The sequence below is a fragment of the Pseudomonas sediminis genome (assembly GCF_002741105.1).
In the GTDB taxonomy this organism is placed as follows: domain Bacteria; phylum Pseudomonadota; class Gammaproteobacteria; order Pseudomonadales; family Pseudomonadaceae; genus Aquipseudomonas; species Aquipseudomonas sediminis.
The window spans coordinates 13,326-31,414 of sequence record NZ_NIQU01000006.1 but is presented as its reverse complement, the minus strand read 5'-3'; the positions used below and the strand labels follow the sequence as shown (position 1 = coordinate 31,414).

15 protein-coding genes and 1 pseudogene are annotated in these 18,089 nt (G+C 63.4%); 8 read left to right on the top strand and 8 right to left on the bottom strand.

Annotated elements, in window-relative coordinates:
• Positions 1 to 68: 68 nt before the first annotated feature.
• Together CDO35_RS15235 and CDO35_RS15230 are read right to left on the bottom strand one after the other, a co-directional pair.
• On the bottom strand, positions 69 to 1,016 hold the full coding sequence (locus tag CDO35_RS15235) for a bile acid:sodium symporter family protein (RefSeq protein ID WP_099525548.1): 948 nt from the start codon (positions 1,014 to 1,016) through the stop codon (positions 69 to 71).
• 184 nt (positions 1,017 to 1,200) lie between these two features.
• The gene (locus CDO35_RS15230) at positions 1,201 to 2,061 is read right to left on the bottom strand and encodes a MurR/RpiR family transcriptional regulator (RefSeq protein ID WP_177429707.1); all 861 of its coding nucleotides are present in this window, start codon (positions 2,059 to 2,061) and stop codon (positions 1,201 to 1,203) included.
• A gap of 211 nt (positions 2,062 to 2,272) precedes the next feature.
• Between CDO35_RS15230 and zwf the strand changes: the two genes are divergently transcribed.
• From zwf to CDO35_RS15200, 7 genes and pseudogenes are all read left to right on the top strand, one after another.
• Entirely contained in the window at positions 2,273 to 3,742 is a 1,470-nt protein-coding gene (zwf, locus tag CDO35_RS15225; RefSeq protein WP_099525547.1) for a glucose-6-phosphate dehydrogenase, read from the top strand.
• Complete coding sequence (gene pgl / locus CDO35_RS15220) at positions 3,729 to 4,442, top strand: 6-phosphogluconolactonase (RefSeq protein ID WP_099525546.1); 714 nt, start codon at positions 3,729 to 3,731, stop codon at positions 4,440 to 4,442. Before zwf ends, pgl begins: the two co-directional genes overlap by 14 nt.
• Before the next feature lies 1 nt (position 4,443).
• Complete coding sequence (locus CDO35_RS15215) at positions 4,444 to 5,115, top strand: bifunctional 4-hydroxy-2-oxoglutarate aldolase/2-dehydro-3-deoxy-phosphogluconate aldolase (RefSeq protein WP_099525545.1); 672 nt, start codon at positions 4,444 to 4,446, stop codon at positions 5,113 to 5,115.
• Positions 5,116 to 5,256: 141 nt separating this feature from the next.
• Positions 5,257 to 6,276 (top strand): annotated as a pseudogene (locus CDO35_RS23305) (methyl-accepting chemotaxis protein); the annotation flags it as partial.
• A gap of 9 nt (positions 6,277 to 6,285) precedes the next feature.
• Positions 6,286 to 7,179: a methyl-accepting chemotaxis protein gene (locus tag CDO35_RS23300; protein ID WP_425048543.1), complete on the top strand. Its 894-nt coding sequence runs from the start codon at positions 6,286 to 6,288 to the stop codon at positions 7,177 to 7,179.
• A gap of 205 nt (positions 7,180 to 7,384) precedes the next feature.
• Positions 7,385 to 7,819, top strand: coding sequence for a YciI family protein (locus tag CDO35_RS15205; protein WP_099525543.1), 435 nt, complete (start codon positions 7,385 to 7,387; stop codon positions 7,817 to 7,819).
• A 2-nt stretch (positions 7,820 to 7,821) separates the two neighbouring features.
• Positions 7,822 to 8,241 (top strand): VOC family protein, encoded by a 420-nt coding sequence (locus tag CDO35_RS15200; RefSeq protein ID WP_099525542.1) that lies wholly within the window; start codon positions 7,822 to 7,824, stop codon positions 8,239 to 8,241.
• Positions 8,242 to 8,382: 141 nt separating this feature from the next.
• Here the strand turns inward: CDO35_RS15200 and ggpS are convergent, their stop codons facing one another.
• The 6 genes from ggpS to phhA all read right to left on the bottom strand — a co-directional run bounded on the left by ggpS (position 8,383) and on the right by phhA (position 16,220).
• Positions 8,383 to 10,641 carry a glucosylglycerol-phosphate synthase gene (ggpS, locus tag CDO35_RS15195; RefSeq protein ID WP_099525541.1) on the bottom strand — a complete coding sequence of 753 codons (2,259 nt, stop codon included), beginning with the start codon at positions 10,639 to 10,641 and terminating at the stop codon, positions 8,383 to 8,385.
• A 160-nt stretch (positions 10,642 to 10,801) separates the two neighbouring features.
• Positions 10,802 to 12,055: an MFS transporter gene (locus CDO35_RS15190; protein WP_099525540.1), complete on the bottom strand. Its 1,254-nt coding sequence runs from the start codon at positions 12,053 to 12,055 to the stop codon at positions 10,802 to 10,804.
• 146 nt (positions 12,056 to 12,201) lie between these two features.
• The gene (locus CDO35_RS15185) at positions 12,202 to 13,545 is read right to left on the bottom strand and encodes a DUF2254 domain-containing protein (RefSeq protein ID WP_099525539.1); all 1,344 of its coding nucleotides are present in this window, start codon (positions 13,543 to 13,545) and stop codon (positions 12,202 to 12,204) included.
• A 244-nt stretch (positions 13,546 to 13,789) separates the two neighbouring features.
• Positions 13,790 to 14,989, bottom strand: coding sequence for an amino acid aminotransferase (locus tag CDO35_RS15180; RefSeq protein ID WP_099525538.1), 1,200 nt, complete (start codon positions 14,987 to 14,989; stop codon positions 13,790 to 13,792).
• Positions 14,986 to 15,342, bottom strand: coding sequence for a 4a-hydroxytetrahydrobiopterin dehydratase (locus CDO35_RS15175; protein WP_072426265.1), 357 nt, complete (start codon positions 15,340 to 15,342; stop codon positions 14,986 to 14,988). Before CDO35_RS15175 ends, CDO35_RS15180 begins: the two co-directional genes overlap by 4 nt.
• Positions 15,343 to 15,434: 92 nt before the next feature.
• Positions 15,435 to 16,220: a phenylalanine 4-monooxygenase gene (gene phhA, locus CDO35_RS15170; protein ID WP_099525537.1), complete on the bottom strand. Its 786-nt coding sequence runs from the start codon at positions 16,218 to 16,220 to the stop codon at positions 15,435 to 15,437.
• 256 nt (positions 16,221 to 16,476) lie between these two features.
• On the opposite strand from phhA, the gene CDO35_RS15165 reads away from it, so the two are divergent.
• The gene (locus tag CDO35_RS15165) at positions 16,477 to 18,030 is read left to right on the top strand and encodes a sigma-54-dependent phenylalanine hydroxylase transcriptional regulator PhhR (RefSeq protein ID WP_017362120.1); all 1,554 of its coding nucleotides are present in this window, start codon (positions 16,477 to 16,479) and stop codon (positions 18,028 to 18,030) included.
• The last annotated feature ends 59 nt before the right edge of the window (positions 18,031 to 18,089 follow it).

Here is an 18,089-nt window from a genome sequence, read left to right as displayed (position 1 = left end):
CGTGCGCCAATATTGTGCATATTGGCGTATCCGGGGCAAGGTGCCCTGGATTGGTGCGAGGCGTTGGGTCAGTCGGCGGCCTTCTCCGAGCTCTGACTCATTCGACGATAAATGGTCGCCAGCAACGGGCCGGACAGGTTGTGCCAAACACTGAACAGAGCGCTGGGCACGGCGGCCAGTGGGCTGAAGTGCGCGCTGGCCAGGGCCGCGCCGAGGCCGGAGTTCTGCATGCCGACTTCGATCGACAACGTCTTGCGCTGCGCCAGCGACATGCCGAACAGGCGTCCGGCCAGGTAACCCAGGCCCAGGCCGATGCCGTTGTGCAGGATCACCACGGCCATGATCAGCAGGCCCGATTCGGCGATCTTGTCCTGGCTGGCAGCGACTACGGCGGCGACGATGGCGACGATGCTCACCACGGAAATCAGCGGCAGCACCTCGACGGCGGTCTTCACTCGCTCGCCGAGCAGGCGCTGGGCGATCAGACCGAGGGCGATAGGCAGCAGCACCATCTTGAGGATGGAGATGAACATGGCGCTGAACGACACCGGCAGCCATTCCGACGCCAGCATCCAGATCAGTGCCGGGGTCACGAGCGGGGCGAGCAGGGTAGTGACGGCTGTGATAGAGACCGACAGCGCCAGGTCGCCACGGGCGAACCAGGTGATCACGTTGGAGGCGGTGCCGCCTGGGCAGCAGCCCACCAGGATCACGCCCACGGCGATTTCCGGCGGCAGCGCGAACGCCTGGCACAGCAGCCAGGCGGTGCAGGGCATGATGATGAACTGAGCCAGCACGCCAAGCAGCACGGCCAGCGGGCGACGGGCGACTTCCTGGAAGTCCGCGCCCTTGAGCGTCAGGCCCATGCCGAACATGATCAGGCCGAGCAGCGGCACGATCCAGGCGGTCAGCGGCAGGAACCAGCTGGGCTGGAAGAAGGCCATGACGGCGAACAGCAACACCCAGATGGCGAAGGTGTTGCCGATGAAACGGCTGAGGGCAATCAGAGCTTGCATGACGGATTTCCTGGCAGGTTCGGAAAAGCCGGCAAGCCTACCAGAAGCGTCGCTATTTGCCTGGTCGAGCCACGACAGTATTTAGCCGGCAGTGCAGCAGAACGGTAGGAGCCAGGTTGCCGGCGATGCCTTTTGGATCGTGCCGATACGACGAATCGTCGGCAGGCTGGCTCCTGCAGATGCCTTACAGCGGCTCTTCATCCGCCGGGTAACGGCTGGCGCTGAGGCTTTCCTTGATCTTGCGCAGGTGTGGCTGGAAGTCGACGCCGCGGCGCAGGGTGACGCCGGTGGCGAGTACGTCGAGCACGGTGAGCTGGATGATGCGCGAGGTCATCGGCATGTAGATGTCGGTGTCTTCCGGCAGCGGAATGTCCAGGCTCAGGGTGCTGGCCTTGGCCAGCGGCGAGCCGGCGGCGGTGAGGCCGAGTACCGAAGCGCCGTTCTCGCGCGCCAGACGTGCCACTTCCACCAGTTCGCGGGTGCGCCCGGTGTAGGAAATGATCACGAACAGATCACCGGTGTGCGCCACCGAAGCGATCATGCGCTGCATCAGCACGTCGGAGTGTGCCGAGACCGCGAGGTTGAAGCGAAAGAACTTGTGCTGCGCGTCCAGCGCTACCGAGGCCGAGGCGCCGAGGCCGAAGAAGTGGATCTGCCGCGCCTGGATCAGCAGGTCGACGGCGCGGCTGACGTGCTGCGGGTCGAGGCTCTGGCAGGCGCTGTCCAGCGAGGCGATGGTGCTGCCGAAAATCTTGCGCGTGTAAGCCTCGGGGCCGTCGTCGGCCGATACCGCGCGGCTGACGTAGGCGGCGCCGCTGGCCAGGCTCTGCGCCAGCTGCATCTTCAGTTCCGGATAGCCGTTGGCGCCGAACGAGCGGCAGAAACGGTTGACCGTCGGCTCACTGACGGCGGCGGCCTGTGCCAGCGCAGCGATGCTGAAGCGTGTGGCTTGCTGCGGGTCGTGCAGGATCACTTCGGCGACCTTGCGTTCGGCCTTGTTCAGGTCGTCCAGGCGGCTCTGGATCTGTTCCAGCAGGTTGCGCACGCGGTCCATAAGGGCTCCTAACAGGCGGTTGAACGGGCTTGGCGACAGGCGATGGGCGGTAAAACAACCGGCCTATCCTACTGATGCCGCCCCGTGGCCACCACTGACTTATCGGGTGTAGTGAATAATGTTGTTGCTATCACAACATTTTTCCTTGATAAAAGCAGTATCACCCGGTATTTCTAGTGCATCTTGATAAAAGAACAAACTCATGCCTGCGATGAAGCTTGAATCCTGCACCTTTGCCTTGTTCGGCGCGCTGGGCGATCTGGCCTTGCGCAAGTTGTTTCCCGCGCTTTACCAGCTCGATCGCGCCGGTTTGCTGCACGATGGCACGCGCATTCTCGCCCTGGCCCGTGAAACGGGCGAGCCGAGTGGTCACCTGCACGCCATCGAACAGGCGTTGCGCCTGCACGTGCCAGGCAAGGAGTTGACGGAAGCCGACATGACGCGCTTCCTCGCACGCCTGAGCTACCTGAGCATGGACTTCCTCAAGGCCGACGATTATGCGGCGTTGCTCGAGCATGTGAGCCCGCAGGATCAGTTGATCGCCTACTTCGCCACACCTGCCTCGGTATACGGTGGCATCTGCGCCAACCTGGCTGCCGTGGGGCTGGCAGAGGGCACGCGGGTGGTGCTGGAGAAACCGATCGGCCACGACCTCTCGTCCTCGCGTGCGGTCAACGATGCCGTGGCTCAGGTGTTCCCGGAAAACCGCGTCTATCGCATCGACCATTACCTGGGCAAGGAGACGGTGCAGAACCTCATCGCCCTGCGCTTTGCCAACAGCCTGTTCGAAACCCAGTGGAACCAGAACCACATCTCCCACGTGGAAATCACCGTGGCCGAGAAGGTCGGTATCGAAGGGCGCTGGGGTTACTTCGATCAGGCCGGGCAACTGCGCGACATGATCCAGAACCACTTGCTGCAACTGCTCTGCCTGATCGCCATGGACCCGCCCAGTGACCTGTCCGCCGACAGCATCCGTGATGAGAAGGTCAAGGTGCTCAAGGCGCTGGAGCCGATCAACGTCGAGCAGCTCGGCCAGCGCGTGGTGCGCGGCCAGTACGTGGCCGGCAGCAGCGATGGGCGCGCGGTGCCCGGCTATCTGGAAGAAGAGAATTCCAACACCCAGAGCGACACCGAAACCTTCGTCGCCCTGCGTGCCGACATCCGCAACTGGCGCTGGGCCGGCGTGCCGTTCTATCTGCGTACCGGCAAGCGCATGCCGCAGAAGCTGTCGCAGATCGTCATCCACTTCAAGGCGCCACCGCATTACATCTTCGCCCCGGAGCAACGCCAGCTGATCGGCAACAAGCTGATCATCCGTCTACAGCCGGACGAGGGTATCGCGCTGCAGGTGCTGACCAAGGATCAGGGCCTGGACAAGGGCATGCAGCTACGCAGTGGTCCGCTGCAGCTGAGTTTTTCCGATACCTACCGCAGTGCGCGTATCCCCGATGCCTACGAGCGTCTGCTACTGGAAGTGATGCGCGGCAATCAGAACCTGTTCGTGCGCAAGGACGAGATCGAATACGCCTGGCAGTGGTGCGATCAGTTGATCGACGGCTGGCGTCGTCTTGGCGAGGCGCCGAAACCCTACACCGCCGGCAGCTGGGGCCCCATGGCGTCGGTCGCGTTGATCACCCGAGATGGCAGGAGCTGGTATGGCGATCTCTGAACTGAAACTGCCGTCAGGCGTGCAGGCCTGCCCGCATGATGACGCCGAGCAATTGGCCCAAGCCTTGGCCGTGCGCGTGGCCGATGCGCTGCGCCAGGCCATCGCCAGTCGCGGTCAGGCCACGCTGGTAGTGTCCGGTGGGCGCAGCCCGGTGCCGTTCTTCGAGGCGCTGGCGCAGCAGGACGTGCCCTGGGCGCAGGTGCTGGTGAGTCTGGCTGATGAGCGTTGGGTGCCGATCAATCACGCGGGCAGTAACGAGGCGCTGGTGCGTCGTCATCTGCTCCGTGGTCCGGCCGCCGAAACGCGTTTTCTCGGCCTCTATCAGGTCGCCGGCAACCTCGAACAGGCAGCCGAGCTGGCCGATGCTGCGGTTACCGAGCTGGCGCCGATCGATGTGCTGGTGCTGGGCATGGGCGATGACGGTCATACCGCCTCGCTGTTCCCGTACAGCCCTAATCTGCATCAGGCGCTACAGCCGGACTGCGCGCGCCGCGTATTGCCGATGCTTGCCCCGAGCGAGCCGGCGCAACGCCTGACCCTGACCGTGCCGGTGCTGGCCAGCGCACGCCTGCCGCTGCTGGCGATCCAGGGCCAGGCGAAACTGAACATCCTCAGCGCGGCGCTGCAGCCTGGTGAAACCTCCGAGTTGCCGATCCGCGCCTTCCTCAATTCCCCTCTTGAAATCCATTGGTGCCCCTGACATGACCAGCCTCGACCAAGGCCAGCGCGCGCGCATGGCCGACAAAATCGCCGAGATCGACCGCATCTGCGCGCAGGCGCGGATCATGCCGGTGATCACCATCGCCCGCGAGGCGGACATCCTGCCGCTGGCCGACGCCCTGGCCGCTGGTGGCCTGCGCGTGCTGGAAGTGACCCTGCGCTCGGAGCACGGCCTGGAGGCGATTCGCCGCCTGCGTGCCGAGCGCCCCGAACTCTGCGTTGGCGCTGGCACCGTGCTGGATGAAGACATGCTCGCCGCGGCGACCGCCGCCGGTGCGCAGTTCATCGTCACGCCGGGCAGCACGCGTGAGCTGTTGCTGGCGGCACTGGATAACCCGCTGCCGCTGCTGCCGGGTGTGAGCAGCGCATCGGAGCTGATGGTCGGTTACGCGCTGGGTTATCGCCGCTTCAAGCTGTTTCCGGCGGAAATCTGTGGCGGTGTCGCGGCGCTCAAGGCGCTGTCCGGGCCTTTCGGCGGTGTGCGCTTCTGCCCCACCGGCGGCATCACCCCGGACAACCTGCAGCGCTACATGGCGCAGCCCAACGTCATGTGCGTGGGCGGCACCTGGATGTTCCAGCGCGAGTGGGTGGAAAGCAGCGACTGGGCACGTATCCAGCAATGCAGCACCGAGGCCCTGCAGCTGCTGGACTGATACGCGGCCGCTGCAGAATGTCGCAGCCGCTTAATATCTGTGCCCTGCCAGTCGCTTACTACGTCAGCTGATCCCTTGTGCTGGCTTCAACAAAAACAATTCTCCAGCGAAACCTGAAACATCCGCAGTTGGAGAATTGTTATGAACACCTGGTTCGCGAACCTAAGCGTGACCCGCAAGCTGGCGCTCGGCTTCGGTCTGGTGCTGGCCCTGACCCTGATCCTCGCCAGCGTGGCCTGGACCAGCATGGGCAGTCTGGTTCAGCGCAGCAACTGGACTGCCGACATCAGTCACCTGAGCAATCTGCTGACCGAGCTGCGCGTCGACCGCCTGCGTTACATGCTCGATAACGGCGACGAGAAGATGGCCGAGGTGGTGCAAAAGTCGCTGGCCAGCTACAGCAATGCGCACGCCGAGGTGCGCAGCCGTTTCCGCAGTGAAGAGAACGTTCGCTTGCTGACGCAGCAGGCCGAGCAGATCGAGCTGTACAAGCAATCCTTCAATCGCATGGCCGATGCCTATCGCACGGCACGCGCTGCTCGCGAGCAGATGGGCAGCCTGGCGAAGCAGGCTTTTGCCGAGCTTGAAAACCTGTACAAGGCCGTGCAGCAGATGCCGGAGTTCGACGAGCGGCGCTCGCCGCGTTACCTGGCCGTGCGCGATGTGCGTGAGAGCCTGCAATTGACCCGTTACGAAGTGCGCGGCTACACGGCTAATCCCAATACCGATACCGAACAGGCGATGCGCACCCAGAGCGAGCGTGCCGTGCAAAGTATCGAGGCGCTGGCTGCGGCCTTCGCCGGCGAGCAGGGTGGTGCGATCAGCGCTGTGCGCGCCGGTCTCGATGCCTATCAGGCGCAAGTGCAGCGTTTCAGTCAGGCCAACGACATCATCGTCGCCGAACGCGTGGCGCTGACCCAGCAGGGCTACCAGATCGTCAAGGACAACGCCGCGCTGGTACAGATCCAGATCGACCGTCGTGACGAGGAAACCGCCACTGCACGCAATCTGCAGATCATTACCACGTTGCTGGCCCTGCTGTTCGGCGTGCTGGCTGCCTGGATCATCACCCGGCAGATCACCCGTCCGCTGCAGGACACGCTGGGCGCGGTGCAGCGCATTGCCGAGGGCGATCTCACCGCTACCGTACAGGTCGACCGTCGCGACGAGATGGGTCAGTTGCAGCAGGGTATCCAGTACATGGCCAGCACCCTGCGTGAGCTGATCTCCGGCATCCGCGACAGCGTCACGCAAATCGCCAGCGCCGCCGAAGAATTGTCGGCGGTCACCGAGCAGACCAGCGCCGGTGCCAACAGCCAGAAGAGCGAGACCGATCAGGTCGCTACCGCCATGCACGAGATGTCGGCCACCGTGCAGGAAGTCGCGCGCAATGCCGAGCAGGCTTCGCAGGCGGCCAACCAGGCCGATGGCCAGGCGCGTGTCGGTGATCAGGTGGTCGCCGAGGTGATTTCGCAGATCGAACGCCTGGCCGCCGAAGTCAGCCGCTCCAGCGATGCGATGAATGGGTTGCAGCAGGAAAGCGACAAGATCGGCAGCGTCATGGACGTGATCAAGTCGGTGGCCGAGCAGACCAACCTGCTGGCGCTCAACGCCGCCATCGAGGCGGCGCGCGCTGGCGAGGCCGGACGCGGTTTTGCCGTGGTCGCCGATGAGGTTCGCGGCCTGGCGCAGCGTACGCAGAAGTCCACCGAGGAGATCGAAGCCTTGATTGCCGGCCTGCAGAGCGGCACTCAGCAGGTCGCCGCGGTGATGCGCAATAGCCGTAACCTGACCGACAGCAGTGTCGAGTTGACGCGCAAGGCAGGCGACTCGCTGGGCAGCATCACCCTGGCGGTGTCCAACATTCAGTCGATGAACCAGCAGATCGCCGCTGCTGCGGAACAGCAGAGCGCCGTGGCCGAGGAAATCAGCCGCAGCATCCTCAGCGTGCGTGATGTGTCCGAGCAGACCGCCATTGCCAGCGACGAAACGGCCAAATCCTCGGCCGAGCTGGCGCGCCTGGGCGGCCAGTTGCAGTCCATGGTCAGTCGCTTCCGCGTTTGATCCTGCCTGCGCGGCGCGTTCCTTGAAGCGCCGCGCACTCTATCCCTGCCGCGGGTCGTATCAGGCGACCCGACGAAAATATTCCTAGCGCCTGTCGATTCTTTCTTCACTCGTTCGACTACTGCATAGAACCCCGCCCTGGGTTCACTGTCAGCCGTAGGGAGACACCCTGCGCGCGACTTCGACTCGAACAAGGAGAAAGGCGATGCGTTTCATGGTGATTGTCAAAGCGACAGCCGATTCCGAAGCCGGTGTGATGCCCAGCGAAGAGCTGCTGACGGCCATGGGCCGTTACAACGAAGAGCTGGCAGCCGCTGGCGTGATTCAGGCTGCCGAAGGTCTTCACCCCAGTTCCAGGGGCGCCCGGGTGAGGTTCTCCGGGGCGCAGCGCACGGTGATTGATGGCCCGTTCATGGAGACCAAGGAGTTGGTAGCCGGCTTCTGGATCTTTCAGGTCGAGTCGCTGCAGGCCTGCATCGACTGGGTCAAGCGTTGCCCCAACCCCATGCCTGGCGAATCCGATATCGAGATTCGACAGATCTTCGAGGCCGAGGATTTCGGCGCCGAATTCACCCCCGAGTTGCGTGAGCAGGAAGAACGTATCCGCGCACGCATGAGCAGTGAAAATCAAGGAGAGTAGCGATGAAGATTCATGCCTATCTGATGTTCGATGGCCAGTGCGAGCAAGCCTTCAATTTCTACGCCGAGCTACTGGGCGGCAAGCTGGAACTGATGCGCTTCGGTGAAAGCCCGGATGCCGGCGAGGTGCCGCCGGAGTTTCATGACCGGGTGATGCACGTGTGCCTGACGGCGGGTGACCAGATCCTGATGGCGTCGGACACCATCCCGCAGTATCCGCACGAGGGCATCAAGGGTTGCTCGATTTCCCTGCAGGTGGACAACGTGCCGGAGGCCGAGCGCCTATATGAGGCACTGTCGGCTGGTGGCGAGGTGCAGATGGAGTTGCAGGCTACCTTCTGGGCGACCCAATTCGCCATGCTCACTGACCGTTTCGGTGTGCCATGGATGATCAACTGCGTGGTCGATAGCCAGGAAGGTTGACGGCGAATTTCTCGGCAAACGTAGCCCGGATGAAATCCGGGGAAACGAGGCTGCGCCTTCGCGGCTGAAGCCGCTCCTACCAGACCAGTTAGGCCGTAGGAGCGGCTGGGCGGTATTCCGCTTCAGCCGCGAAGGGCTTTCTCAGCTCACCAACGTCAGCGGCTTGGGTTCTTCCTGCACTTGCACGCCCGCCAGGAACTCCTCGCCCCAGCGGCGAATGTCGTTGTAGCAGACGATATCGAACAGCTCGCGCAGGCGCGCCTGGGCCTCGCTTTTGGGCAGGTTCAGCGCCAGGTAGCAGGTCTGCGCCAGGTCGGCCGGATCATGCGGGTTGGTCAGCAGCGCGCCCTTGAGCTCGGCTGCGGCACCGGCGAACTCCGACAGCACCAGCACGCCACGTCCGCCGAGCAAGCCCTGCGCTGCGACGAACTCCTTGGCCACCAGGTTGAGGCCGTCACGTAACGGGGTGATCCACATGACGTCGGCCATGGCGTACCAGGCGCTGACCTCCTCGAAGGGCAGGCTGCGGAAGAAGAACTGCAGCGGCGTCCAGCCAATGCGTGCGAAGCGGCCGTTGATACGGCCGACCGCCTGCTCGATCTGGCTTTGCAGCTCGTTGTAGACGGTCATCTCCTTGGCCGCCGGTACGCACACGGTGACCAAGGTAACCTTGCCGATCAGTTCGGGGTTATCAGCCAGCAGGCGCTCGTAGGCGTTGAGCTTTTCCAGAATGCCTTTGGTGTAGTCGAGGCGCTCTACCGAGAGGATCAGCTTCACGCCTTTCATTTCCTCACGCAGTTGACCCATCAGCTCCTTGATCTTCGGCGCCTCCAGGGCGCCTCGCACGCGGTCTATGTCGAGCCCGACCGGGTGTGCGCCGAGCTTGACCTGACGGGTGCCGGTGTCCAGTTCGGTGGTCATGCGCTCCAGGCCCACGGCGCAACCGTAAGTGATGAAGCGCGGCGCGCAGTTCTGCCGCTCCAGGGTTTTCAGCGGGAACACGCCACGGGCGACGTCGACGAAGTTCTCCACCTGGCGTGGAATGTGGAAGCCGATGTAGTCGCACTGCAGCAGGCTGCCGATGATCTGCCGGCGCCACGGCAACACGTTGAACACGTCGGCCGAGGGGAAGTAGGTGTGGTGGAAGAAGGCGATGCGCAGGTCCGGGCGCAGCTCGCGCAGGTAGGCCGGCACCATCCACAGGTTGTAGTCGTGCAGCCAGACGATGGCGCCTTCGGCTGCCTCCAGCGCGGTGCGTTCGGCGAAGGCGCGGTTGACCTTGAGGAATACCTGCCAGTCGTCCTCGTTGAAGGTGGCGCGTTCCCAGAAGGTGTGCAGGGTCGGCCAGAAGGCTTCCTTGGAGAAGCGCTTGTAGAAGATGTCGACTTCTTCCTTGCTCAGCTTGACCCGCGCAGCGGTGAGCTTGGGGTAGCGCTCGGCGTCCACGGTGGTGTGGCTGTCGAACGGTTCGTCGCCATCCTCATGCACAGCCCAGGCGACCCAGGAGCCGGGTCGGCCGTCGCCGAAGAAGCTGAGCAGAGTGGGAATGATGCCGTTGGGCGAAGTGGGGCGGCGGCGCTGCAGCTTGCCGGCCGCGTTGCGGTATTCCTCATAGGGCAGGCGGTGATAGACCATCACCAGCTCGGCCTTGCCCGGTTGCGCGGCCTGGCGGCGTTCGGCGGCGATACCGTGCTCGCCGAGGAAGCCGAAGTGGGCAAAGGCTTCGAGGATGCCGCCGCAGCCCGGACGCTCGGCGTGCAGGGTGCGTGAATGGTGGTTGGTGGCTTCCAGCAATGCGGTTTCCGATTCGCCGACGCACACGCCATGGAAGCTGGAGCTGAGCATGGACAGGTCATTGAGCGTGTCGCCAGCGGCCAGCACCTGATCGTGGCTCAGCTCCAGCCAGTCGGCCAGGGCCTGCAGGCTGCTGCCCTTGTTCACGCCCTTGGGCAGGAAATCCAGGTACAGCTCGGCGGAGTACAGCAGGTCGCAACCCAGCTCATCGGCGATCTCGCGTAGTGCCGGGTTGGCCGCCTGTTCGGGCGTGCAGAAGTAGGAGCAGCGACGCGCCTGTGGCACGTCCTGGCGCTCCAGACCGAACGGCTCGATGGCGCTGGCTACCTGGGTTTCGCCGGGCCAGCGGGCATCCACCACGCTCTGCAGCTGCTGGATCGGTTGCAGGCTGTCGCCATGCACCAGGGTCGCGCCGACGTCGGCGATGATGTAGTCCGGCTGCGGCAACGTTGGGTCGGCCAGCAGCGGCAGCACCGCTTCCAGGCTGCGCCCGGTGACGTAGGCGAGCTTGATTTCGGGGTGGGCGGCGATGGTCTGATAGAGGCTCAGGCGATCTTCGGGGTCGCCAGCGAGAAAGGTTCCATCCAGGTCGGTAGCTAATAGCATCGTTGTTTCTCCAGAAGTGGCCGCTGCGGCTCGGCGCGAATGCGCGCGGCCGAGGGGCCGGGTTTCTGGCTGCTTGGGGTAGGCTCAAGGCCTTGCCGAAACAGCCTTTAAGAACCTGTCCCAAGACTGCTTCGCGAGTCTTTGAACAGGTTCTATGACTTCAGGACTGAGTTGTCGTCTCCTCCGTCGAATCATGGGGCGGTGCATCGGGCATCAGCTCCAGCACTGTAGGGCTGGTACGCAGCATGGGCGTGAAGTGCGCGGCGTCGCCGCTGACCAGATCGCTGACATGGCGCAGCCGGTAAAAGGTGTAGGCGGCCAGCAGGCCGAGGGTGCAGGCGAAGTACAGTGGCAGTGCGCTGGCGCCCAGTTGCTCCATCAGCACGCCAGCCAGCAGCGGGCCGCACACCGAGCCGATGCCGTTGACCATCAGCAAACTGGCGGAGCCGGAAAGAATCTCGTCGCTGTGCAACTGGTCGATCAGCTGCGCCACGGCGATGGGGTAGATGGCGAAGGCCAAGCCACCCCAGATGAAGATGGCGCCGAGCAGCAGCGGACCGGCCGGCAGCAGGCTCATGATCAGCGCCAGGGCGACTGCCAGTATCACCACCCAGAGCAGTACCTGGCGCCGGTCGTGACGATCCGAGTAGATACCGATGGGCCATTGCAGCAGGGCGCCGCCGAGAATGGTCGCCGTCATCAGCAGGCCGACGCCGGAGGTATCGAAGCCGGCCAGGCTGGCGTAGACAGGCGCCATGCCCCAGAAACCGCCCATGGCCAGGCCGGAAAGCCCGGCGGCGACTATCGCCAGCGGTGCGATATTCCACAGTTGGCGCAGGTTGGTCGGCGGCGTTTCCGGCAGACTCGGCTGTGCCTGACGGGTCAGGGTAATGGGCATCAGCGCAGCGCTGATGAGGATGGCTGCGATGGCGAACAGGGTGAACCGCACCGGGTCGGCCAGGTGCAGCAACTGCTGGGCCAGCGCCAGGGCGCCAAGGTTGACCGCCATGTACACGGCGAACACCTGGCCGCGCTTCTCGTTGGGCGCCTGGGCGTTGAGCCAGCTCTCGATGACCATGTACAGCGTCACCAGCCCCAGGCCGTAGAGCACCCGTAGGCCCAGCCAGACCCAGGGATTTATCAGCAGCAGATGGAGCAGGGCGGCGATGGCGGCCAGAGCGGCACAACAGGCGAACGCGCGAATGTGCCCGATACGTTTGACCAGCGGAGTCGCCAGCCAGGTACCGAGGAGGAACCCGACGAAGTACCCGGACATGATCAGTCCGAGCATCGTGGTGGAGTAGCCTTCGGCGACGCCACGCAGGGTCAGGAGGGTGTTGAGCAGACCATTGCCAAGCAGGAGTAACGCGACCCCGCTCAGCAACGAACTGATGGGGGCAATCAGGGACCACATGCAAACTACCCTAGGGAACTGTGCCCCTGATAGCAAGCATGAAGTACGCCATGTTTTTTGCGTTTCGTTTTTATCTATTTGATTTTTAAAGATTATTTTTACTGATGAACGGTCATGCAATTTTTTTGGCGGCAAACTTGGCACCATCATGGTGCCTCGTTCGCGATCTGCAGGGGCGCCAGCGGCTGATCCGAGTCCTGCAACGCGCGATTGATGCGAGTGATGAAATCGTTGATTTCCTCGCGATCACGCCGCTCGCGCAAATGGCGCTCGGCAGTGTCGCGTACGCTGCGTGCATGGCGCAGAAGGTCGGCGCGTTGCTGGCAGCTGGCAGGGCGATGCAGCAGGTTCTTGAAGGCCTGCAGCAGGCTGACCAGCACAGAGACATCGGCGGCGCCATAGGTGCGTATCGGACCCAGCAGTTGCAGCAGTAGCTGGTCCAGCGACAGCTCCTGGTAGCACAGCCGCGGTGGCTCGTCGGGCAGGCTGGCGAAATCTCGTTCGGACAGCGCCAGGCGTCTGCTCAACAGTACGCTGAGCAGGTCCACGGTCTTGATTGCCGTGCCTGGATCGTTGATGCCGGGGCTCAGCGCCTTCACGGCGATCTCTGACATCTGCCGACAGCCGAAGAAGTAATGGCTGCTGGCGTACTCCTCGATGAAAAAGTCGAAGCAATCGAGCAGTTGCTGGCAGGCTCCCTCGTCCAGTGGACGCTCCAGGCGAAACAGCGGATGCCCCTCGCTGACGAAGAAACCGCGGTGGGCAAGGACTGTCATCCGTATCTGATGGCGCTGCAGCAGCGTGTTGACCTCCTTGACGTTGAGCTCCTTGAAGTAGCCGTTGCGCTGCGCGTGCACAGTGATCCACTCACTGTCATCCGGCCACTGGGGCGCGGCGTCGCGCGAAGCTGGACTGCCACCGCAGGCGTCGAGCTTTTCCAGGCTGGTGCTGTAGAGGTTACCGAGGATGTGCTCGACCTGAATCGACTGCGAAATCGAGCGGATGAAGTGCACGAACAGGCCCAGGCAGGTTATCCCGAGTGCCAGGGTGATCAGCACACCGAGGCTGGGTATCCGCTCATTGTTGCCCTGCTCGATGGTGGTGATCAGCAGCAGCGCGTAGAGGATGGTGCCGAGGTAGAACCCCAGGGTTTTCTGGTGCCCCTTATTGCTGACCAGGCCGGGAATCACCCGTGGTGACAGCGATGCGGCTGCGTTGTTGAGCACCACCATGACCATCGAGAAACTGAACACCATCAATGACAGAATACCCGTGACCAGCGTGCCGAGGATCAGCCTGGCATTGTCTGCATTGCTTACCAGGCCGAGATCGACGTGATCCTTGAACGCCATCATCCATGGTTGGTATTCCGCGGCCATGGTCAGCAGACACAGCAGGAAAAAGCCGATGGCGATCAGCGTCGGATAGAACGCCAGGCTGTGGATGATGCGCTGGTAGGCGCGAAAAAGAATGTTGCTGGGTACGGCCATTGGCGAATCCGTCGTGAATGGCGATGACCGCACTATAGCTGTGAAGCTGGCAGGCGGCGGTCTCTAAGAACCTGTTTACGATCTGCTGCGCGTCGGCGCTACTGCGTTAAAAACAAGCTGGAGCGCCAGCCCGGTCGGAATGCTCATTTACCGCTCGTAAACTGCGCTTCCTCGCTTGTTTTTGCCTTGTATCGCTCTAGCTCGCGAGATCGTAAACAGGCTCTAAGACCAGCCGCCTGCTGACTCAGTTCACGCAGACCCGAGCGATGGCGCTGGCCAGTTGATCCAGCCGGCTGGCATCCAGCCCCGCGACGTTGGCGCGGCCACTGCCGACCATGTACACGCTGAACTCTTCGCGCAGACGTTGCACCTGCAGCGGCGACAAGCCGGTGTAGGAGAACATGCCGCGCTGTTCGGCGATATGCGCGAAACGCTCGTTCAAACCGTGCGGCGCAAGTGCTTCGACCAGGCCGCGACGCAGGCTGGCGACGCGCAGGCGCATGCCGTCCAGTTCGTCCAGCCAGAGGCCTTTCAGCTCGTCGTCGCCGAGTATCTGCGCCACTACCGCCGCGCCGTGGGCAGGCGGCGTCGACCACAGGTTGCGGGCGATGGAGGCCAGCTGACTGCGAATGTCGACGAGCTTCTCGGCGTCGCTGGCGCAGACGATCAGGGCACCGGTGCGTTCGCGATAGAGGCCGAAGTTCTTCGAGCAGGAGCTGGTGATCAGCAGCTCCGGCAACTCGGCGGCGAACAGGCGCACGGCCCAGGCGTCTTCTTCCAGGCCATCACCGAAGCCCTGGTAGGCGAAGTCGATCAGCGGGAGCAGCTCACGTGCCTTGACCACCTCCAGCACGCGTTTCCAGTCGCGCGGGGTAAGGTCGAAACCGGTGGGGTTGTGGCAGCAGGCATGCAGCAGTACCACGTCGCCCTTGGGCAGGTGGGTGAGGGCGGCGATCATGGCTTCCACGTCGAGGCGATTGTCGGCGCCGACGTAGGGGTAGTGGCCGACCTTGAGCCCGGCTTCGGCAAACAGGGTTTCATGGATCGGCCAGGTTGGATCGCTCAGCCAGATACCGCGCCCCGGCAGGCAGTGACGAATGAAATCACCCGCCAGACGCAGGGCGCCGGTGCCACCTGGTGTTTGCGTTGCGCCGGCGCGCTGCTCGGCGAGCAGTGCCGAGCCCGCACCCAGCACCAGTTGGCTGAGCAGCGTGCCGAACGCGGCGTCGCCATGGCCGCCGATGTAGGTCTTGGTCTGTTCAAGGTCGATCAGGCGCTGCTCGGCCAGTTTCACCGCACGCGGGATCGGCGTCAGGCCCTGGGCGTCCTTGTAGACGCCGACGCCCAGGTCCAGGCGCGCCGGGTTACTGTCGAGCCGATAGGCTTCCATCAGGCTGAGGATGGGATCGCCCGGCACGCGGGCGACTTGGGCGAAATAGCTCACTTGCGGCCCTCGGCGCTGGCAGCCAGCACGTCGGTGCGCGCGGCCATGATGAAGTCGTTGCGGTGCAGGCCGCGCATTTCGTGGCTCCACCAGGTGACGGTGACCTTGCCCCATTCGGTGAGCAGCGCCGGATGGTGACCCACTTCCTCGGCGATGGCGCCAACGGCGTTGGTGAAGGCTAGGGCATGGCGAAAGTTCTTGAACAGGTACACGCGCTCCAGCTCCATATGGTCGCCACGCACCTCGATGTTCCAGTCGGGGATCTCGCGGATCAGCTCGGCCAGTTCTTCATCGGTCACTTTCGGCGCATCGGCGCGGCAGGCTTCGCATTGGGCTTGGGCAAGGCTGGTCATTTCAGGCTCCTTGAGGATTAGAGGTCAGAGCATAGAAGGTAAGAGGTATCGAACAGCTCCCTCGCCAATGAATGGGCGAGGGAGCCAAAAGGCTACGCGGCTTTCGGCGGAAATTTCGGCGCGTGCAGGCCGAGCGCCATGGCCTGATGCACCAGCGCCATGATGTCTTCCTGAGCCAACTCGAACAGGCGCTTGAGCTCGGGCAGGACGAAGTACACCGGCTGCAGGATATCGATGCGATACGGCGTGCGCATCGCTTCCAGCGCATCGAAGGGCTGGTGCTCGGGGGCGTCGGACAGGGCGTAGAGAGTTTCCTTCGGCGAGGAGAGGATGCCGCCGCCGTAGATGCGCCGGCCCTGCGGAGTGTCGAGCAGGCCGAATTCGATGGTCAGCCAGTACAGCCGCGCCAGATAGACGCGCTGCTCTTTCGTGGCCTGAAGGCCGAGCTTGCCGTAGGTGTGGGTGAATTCGGCGAACCAGGGGTTGGTGAGCATTGGGCAGTGGCCGAATATCTCGTGGAAGATGTCCGGTTCCTTCAGGTAGTCCAGCTCCTCGGGCGTGCGGATAAAGGTGGCGACGGGAAACTGCTTGCTGGCCAGCAGCTCGAAGAAGGTCTGGAACGGGATCAGCGCCGGCACCCGAGCCACGCGCCAGCCGGTGCTGGCTTCGAGCACACGGTTGATCTCGTCGAGCTGCGGAATGCGCTCCATGGGCAGGCCGAGTTGCTCGATACCGTCCAGGTATTCCTGGCAGGCGCGATTCTCGATCACTTCCAGTTGGCGGGTGATCAGGGTATTCCACACCTGATGCTCGCTTTCCGGGTAATGGATAAAGCCACTCTCGTCCGGTTCCCGGGCCAGGTACTGCGTACTCTTCATCGCTGCCTCCTTCAGGGGGCTGTTGTTCTTGTCTTGACCCGAGCATGCCGCTGATTGCTCAGGTTGAAACGGTGGCCAGAAGCAGCGCGGCTCAGGATTAGCCGGGGAATCTGTAAACTTTTGATTACGATATTGGCGGAATGGCGATTTATCGGCTTGCTGCTGTGTTTAACTGTCACATATTCTTGACGGAAATTATGCTGCCATCGTCGATTTCAGCGACCTGGCGGCGGCCATAACAACAAGAGCCTGAGCCATGCGTATCAAGGTCCACTGCCAGAACCGTGTCGGCATCCTGCGTGACATCCTCAACCTGCTGGTCGACTACGGCATCAACGTCGCCCGTGGCGAAGTCGGGGGCGAGCAGGGCAACGCCATCTACCTGCACTGTCCGAATCTGATCAATCTGCAGTTTCAGTCGTTGAGGCCGAAGTTCGAGGCCATTGCCGGCGTATTCGGCGTCAAACGCGTGGGGCTGATGCCCAGCGAACGGCGTCACCTGGAGCTCAATGCGTTGCTTGGTGCACTGGACTTCCCTGTGCTGTCCATCGACATGGGCGGCAGTATCGTCGCCGCCAACCGCAGCGCCGCGCAGTTGCTCGGCGTGCGCGTGGACGAGGTGCCGGGCATGGCCTTGTCGCGCTACGCCGAAGACTTCGACCTGCCGGAGCTGGTGCGCGCCAACAAGACGCGCATCAACGGCCTGCGGGTGAAGATCAAGGGCGATGTGTTTCTCGCCGATATCGCCCCGCTACAGAATGAACACGACGACAGCGAAGCGTTGGCTGGTGCGGTGCTGACCCTGCACCGCGCCGATCGCGTCGGTGAGCGCATCTACCACGTGCGCAAACAGGAGCTGCGCGGCTTCGACTCGATCTTCCAGAGCTCCAAAGTGATGGCGGCGGTGGTCAAGGAAGCGCGGCGCATGGCGCCGCTGGATGCGCCGCTGCTGATCGAGGGTGAAACCGGCACCGGCAAGGAATTGCTGGCGCGCGCTTGTCACCTGGCCAGCCCGCGTGGGCAGTCGCCGTTCATGGCGCTCAACTGCGCCGGCCTGCCCGAGTCCATGGCCGAGACCGAGCTGTTCGGCTACGGCCCCGGCGCCTTCGAGGGCGCGCGGCCGGAAGGCAAACTCGGCCTGCTGGAACTGACTGCTGGCGGCACGTTGTTTCTCGACGGCGTCGGCGAGATGAGCCCGCGTCTGCAGGCCAAGTTGCTGCGCTTTCTGCAGGATGGCTGCTTCCGCCGTGTCGGCAGCGACGAGGAGGTGTATCTGGACGTACGGGTGATCTGCGCCACGCAGGTCGACCTGTCCGAACTCTGCGCCCACGGCGAGTTTCGTCAGGATCTCTACCACCGCCTCAATGTGCTCAGCCTGCATATCCCGCCGCTGCGCGAATGCCTCGACGGTCTGGCGCCGCTGGTCGAGCACTTTCTCGATTCCGCCAGCCGGCAGATCGGCTGCGCACTGCCAAAGCTGGCGCCGCAGGCCTTCGAGCGCATGGCCCATTACCACTGGCCGGGCAACGTGCGGCAGTTGGAGAACGTGCTGTTCCAGGCGGTTTCGTTGTGCGACGGCGGCACGGTAAAGGCCGAGCATATCCGCCTGCCGGATTACGGTGCGCCACAGCCGCTGGGCGAGTTTTCGGTGGAAGGCAGCCTCGACGATATTCTCGGCCGCTTCGAGAAGGCGGTGCTGGAGCGGTTGTTCCGTGATCACCCGAGCAGCCGTCAGTTGGGCAAGCGCCTCGGCGTTTCCCACACCACCATCGCCAACAAGCTACGGCAGCACGGGTTGGGCAAGGAATAGACGTAGGGTGCGCCGCGCGCACCAACGCTCCGCTAGCCCAGGCTGATGTCTGCGATTTT

Coding starts and splice junctions, on each gene's coding strand:
- CDO35_RS15235 (WP_099525548.1), bottom strand. CDS start 1,016: ATGCAAGCTCTGATTGCCCTCAGCCGTTTCATCGGCAACACCTTCGCC.
- zwf (WP_099525547.1), top strand. CDS start 2,273: ATGCCTGCGATGAAGCTTGAATCCTGCACCTTTGCCTTGTTCGGCGCG.
- pgl (WP_099525546.1), top strand. CDS start 3,729: ATGGCGATCTCTGAACTGAAACTGCCGTCAGGCGTGCAGGCCTGCCCG.
- CDO35_RS15215 (WP_099525545.1), top strand. CDS start 4,444: ATGACCAGCCTCGACCAAGGCCAGCGCGCGCGCATGGCCGACAAAATC.
- CDO35_RS23300 (WP_425048543.1), top strand. CDS start 6,286: ATGGGTCAGTTGCAGCAGGGTATCCAGTACATGGCCAGCACCCTGCGT.
- CDO35_RS15205 (WP_099525543.1), top strand. CDS start 7,385: ATGCGTTTCATGGTGATTGTCAAAGCGACAGCCGATTCCGAAGCCGGT.
- CDO35_RS15200 (WP_099525542.1), top strand. CDS start 7,822: ATGAAGATTCATGCCTATCTGATGTTCGATGGCCAGTGCGAGCAAGCC.
- ggpS (WP_099525541.1), bottom strand. CDS start 10,641: ATGCTATTAGCTACCGACCTGGATGGAACCTTTCTCGCTGGCGACCCC.
- CDO35_RS15190 (WP_099525540.1), bottom strand. CDS start 12,055: ATGTGGTCCCTGATTGCCCCCATCAGTTCGTTGCTGAGCGGGGTCGCG.
- CDO35_RS15185 (WP_099525539.1), bottom strand. CDS start 13,545: ATGGCCGTACCCAGCAACATTCTTTTTCGCGCCTACCAGCGCATCATC.
- CDO35_RS15175 (WP_072426265.1), bottom strand. CDS start 15,342: ATGACCAGCCTTGCCCAAGCCCAATGCGAAGCCTGCCGCGCCGATGCG.
- phhA (WP_099525537.1), bottom strand. CDS start 16,220: ATGAAGAGTACGCAGTACCTGGCCCGGGAACCGGACGAGAGTGGCTTT.
- CDO35_RS15165 (WP_017362120.1), top strand. CDS start 16,477: ATGCGTATCAAGGTCCACTGCCAGAACCGTGTCGGCATCCTGCGTGAC.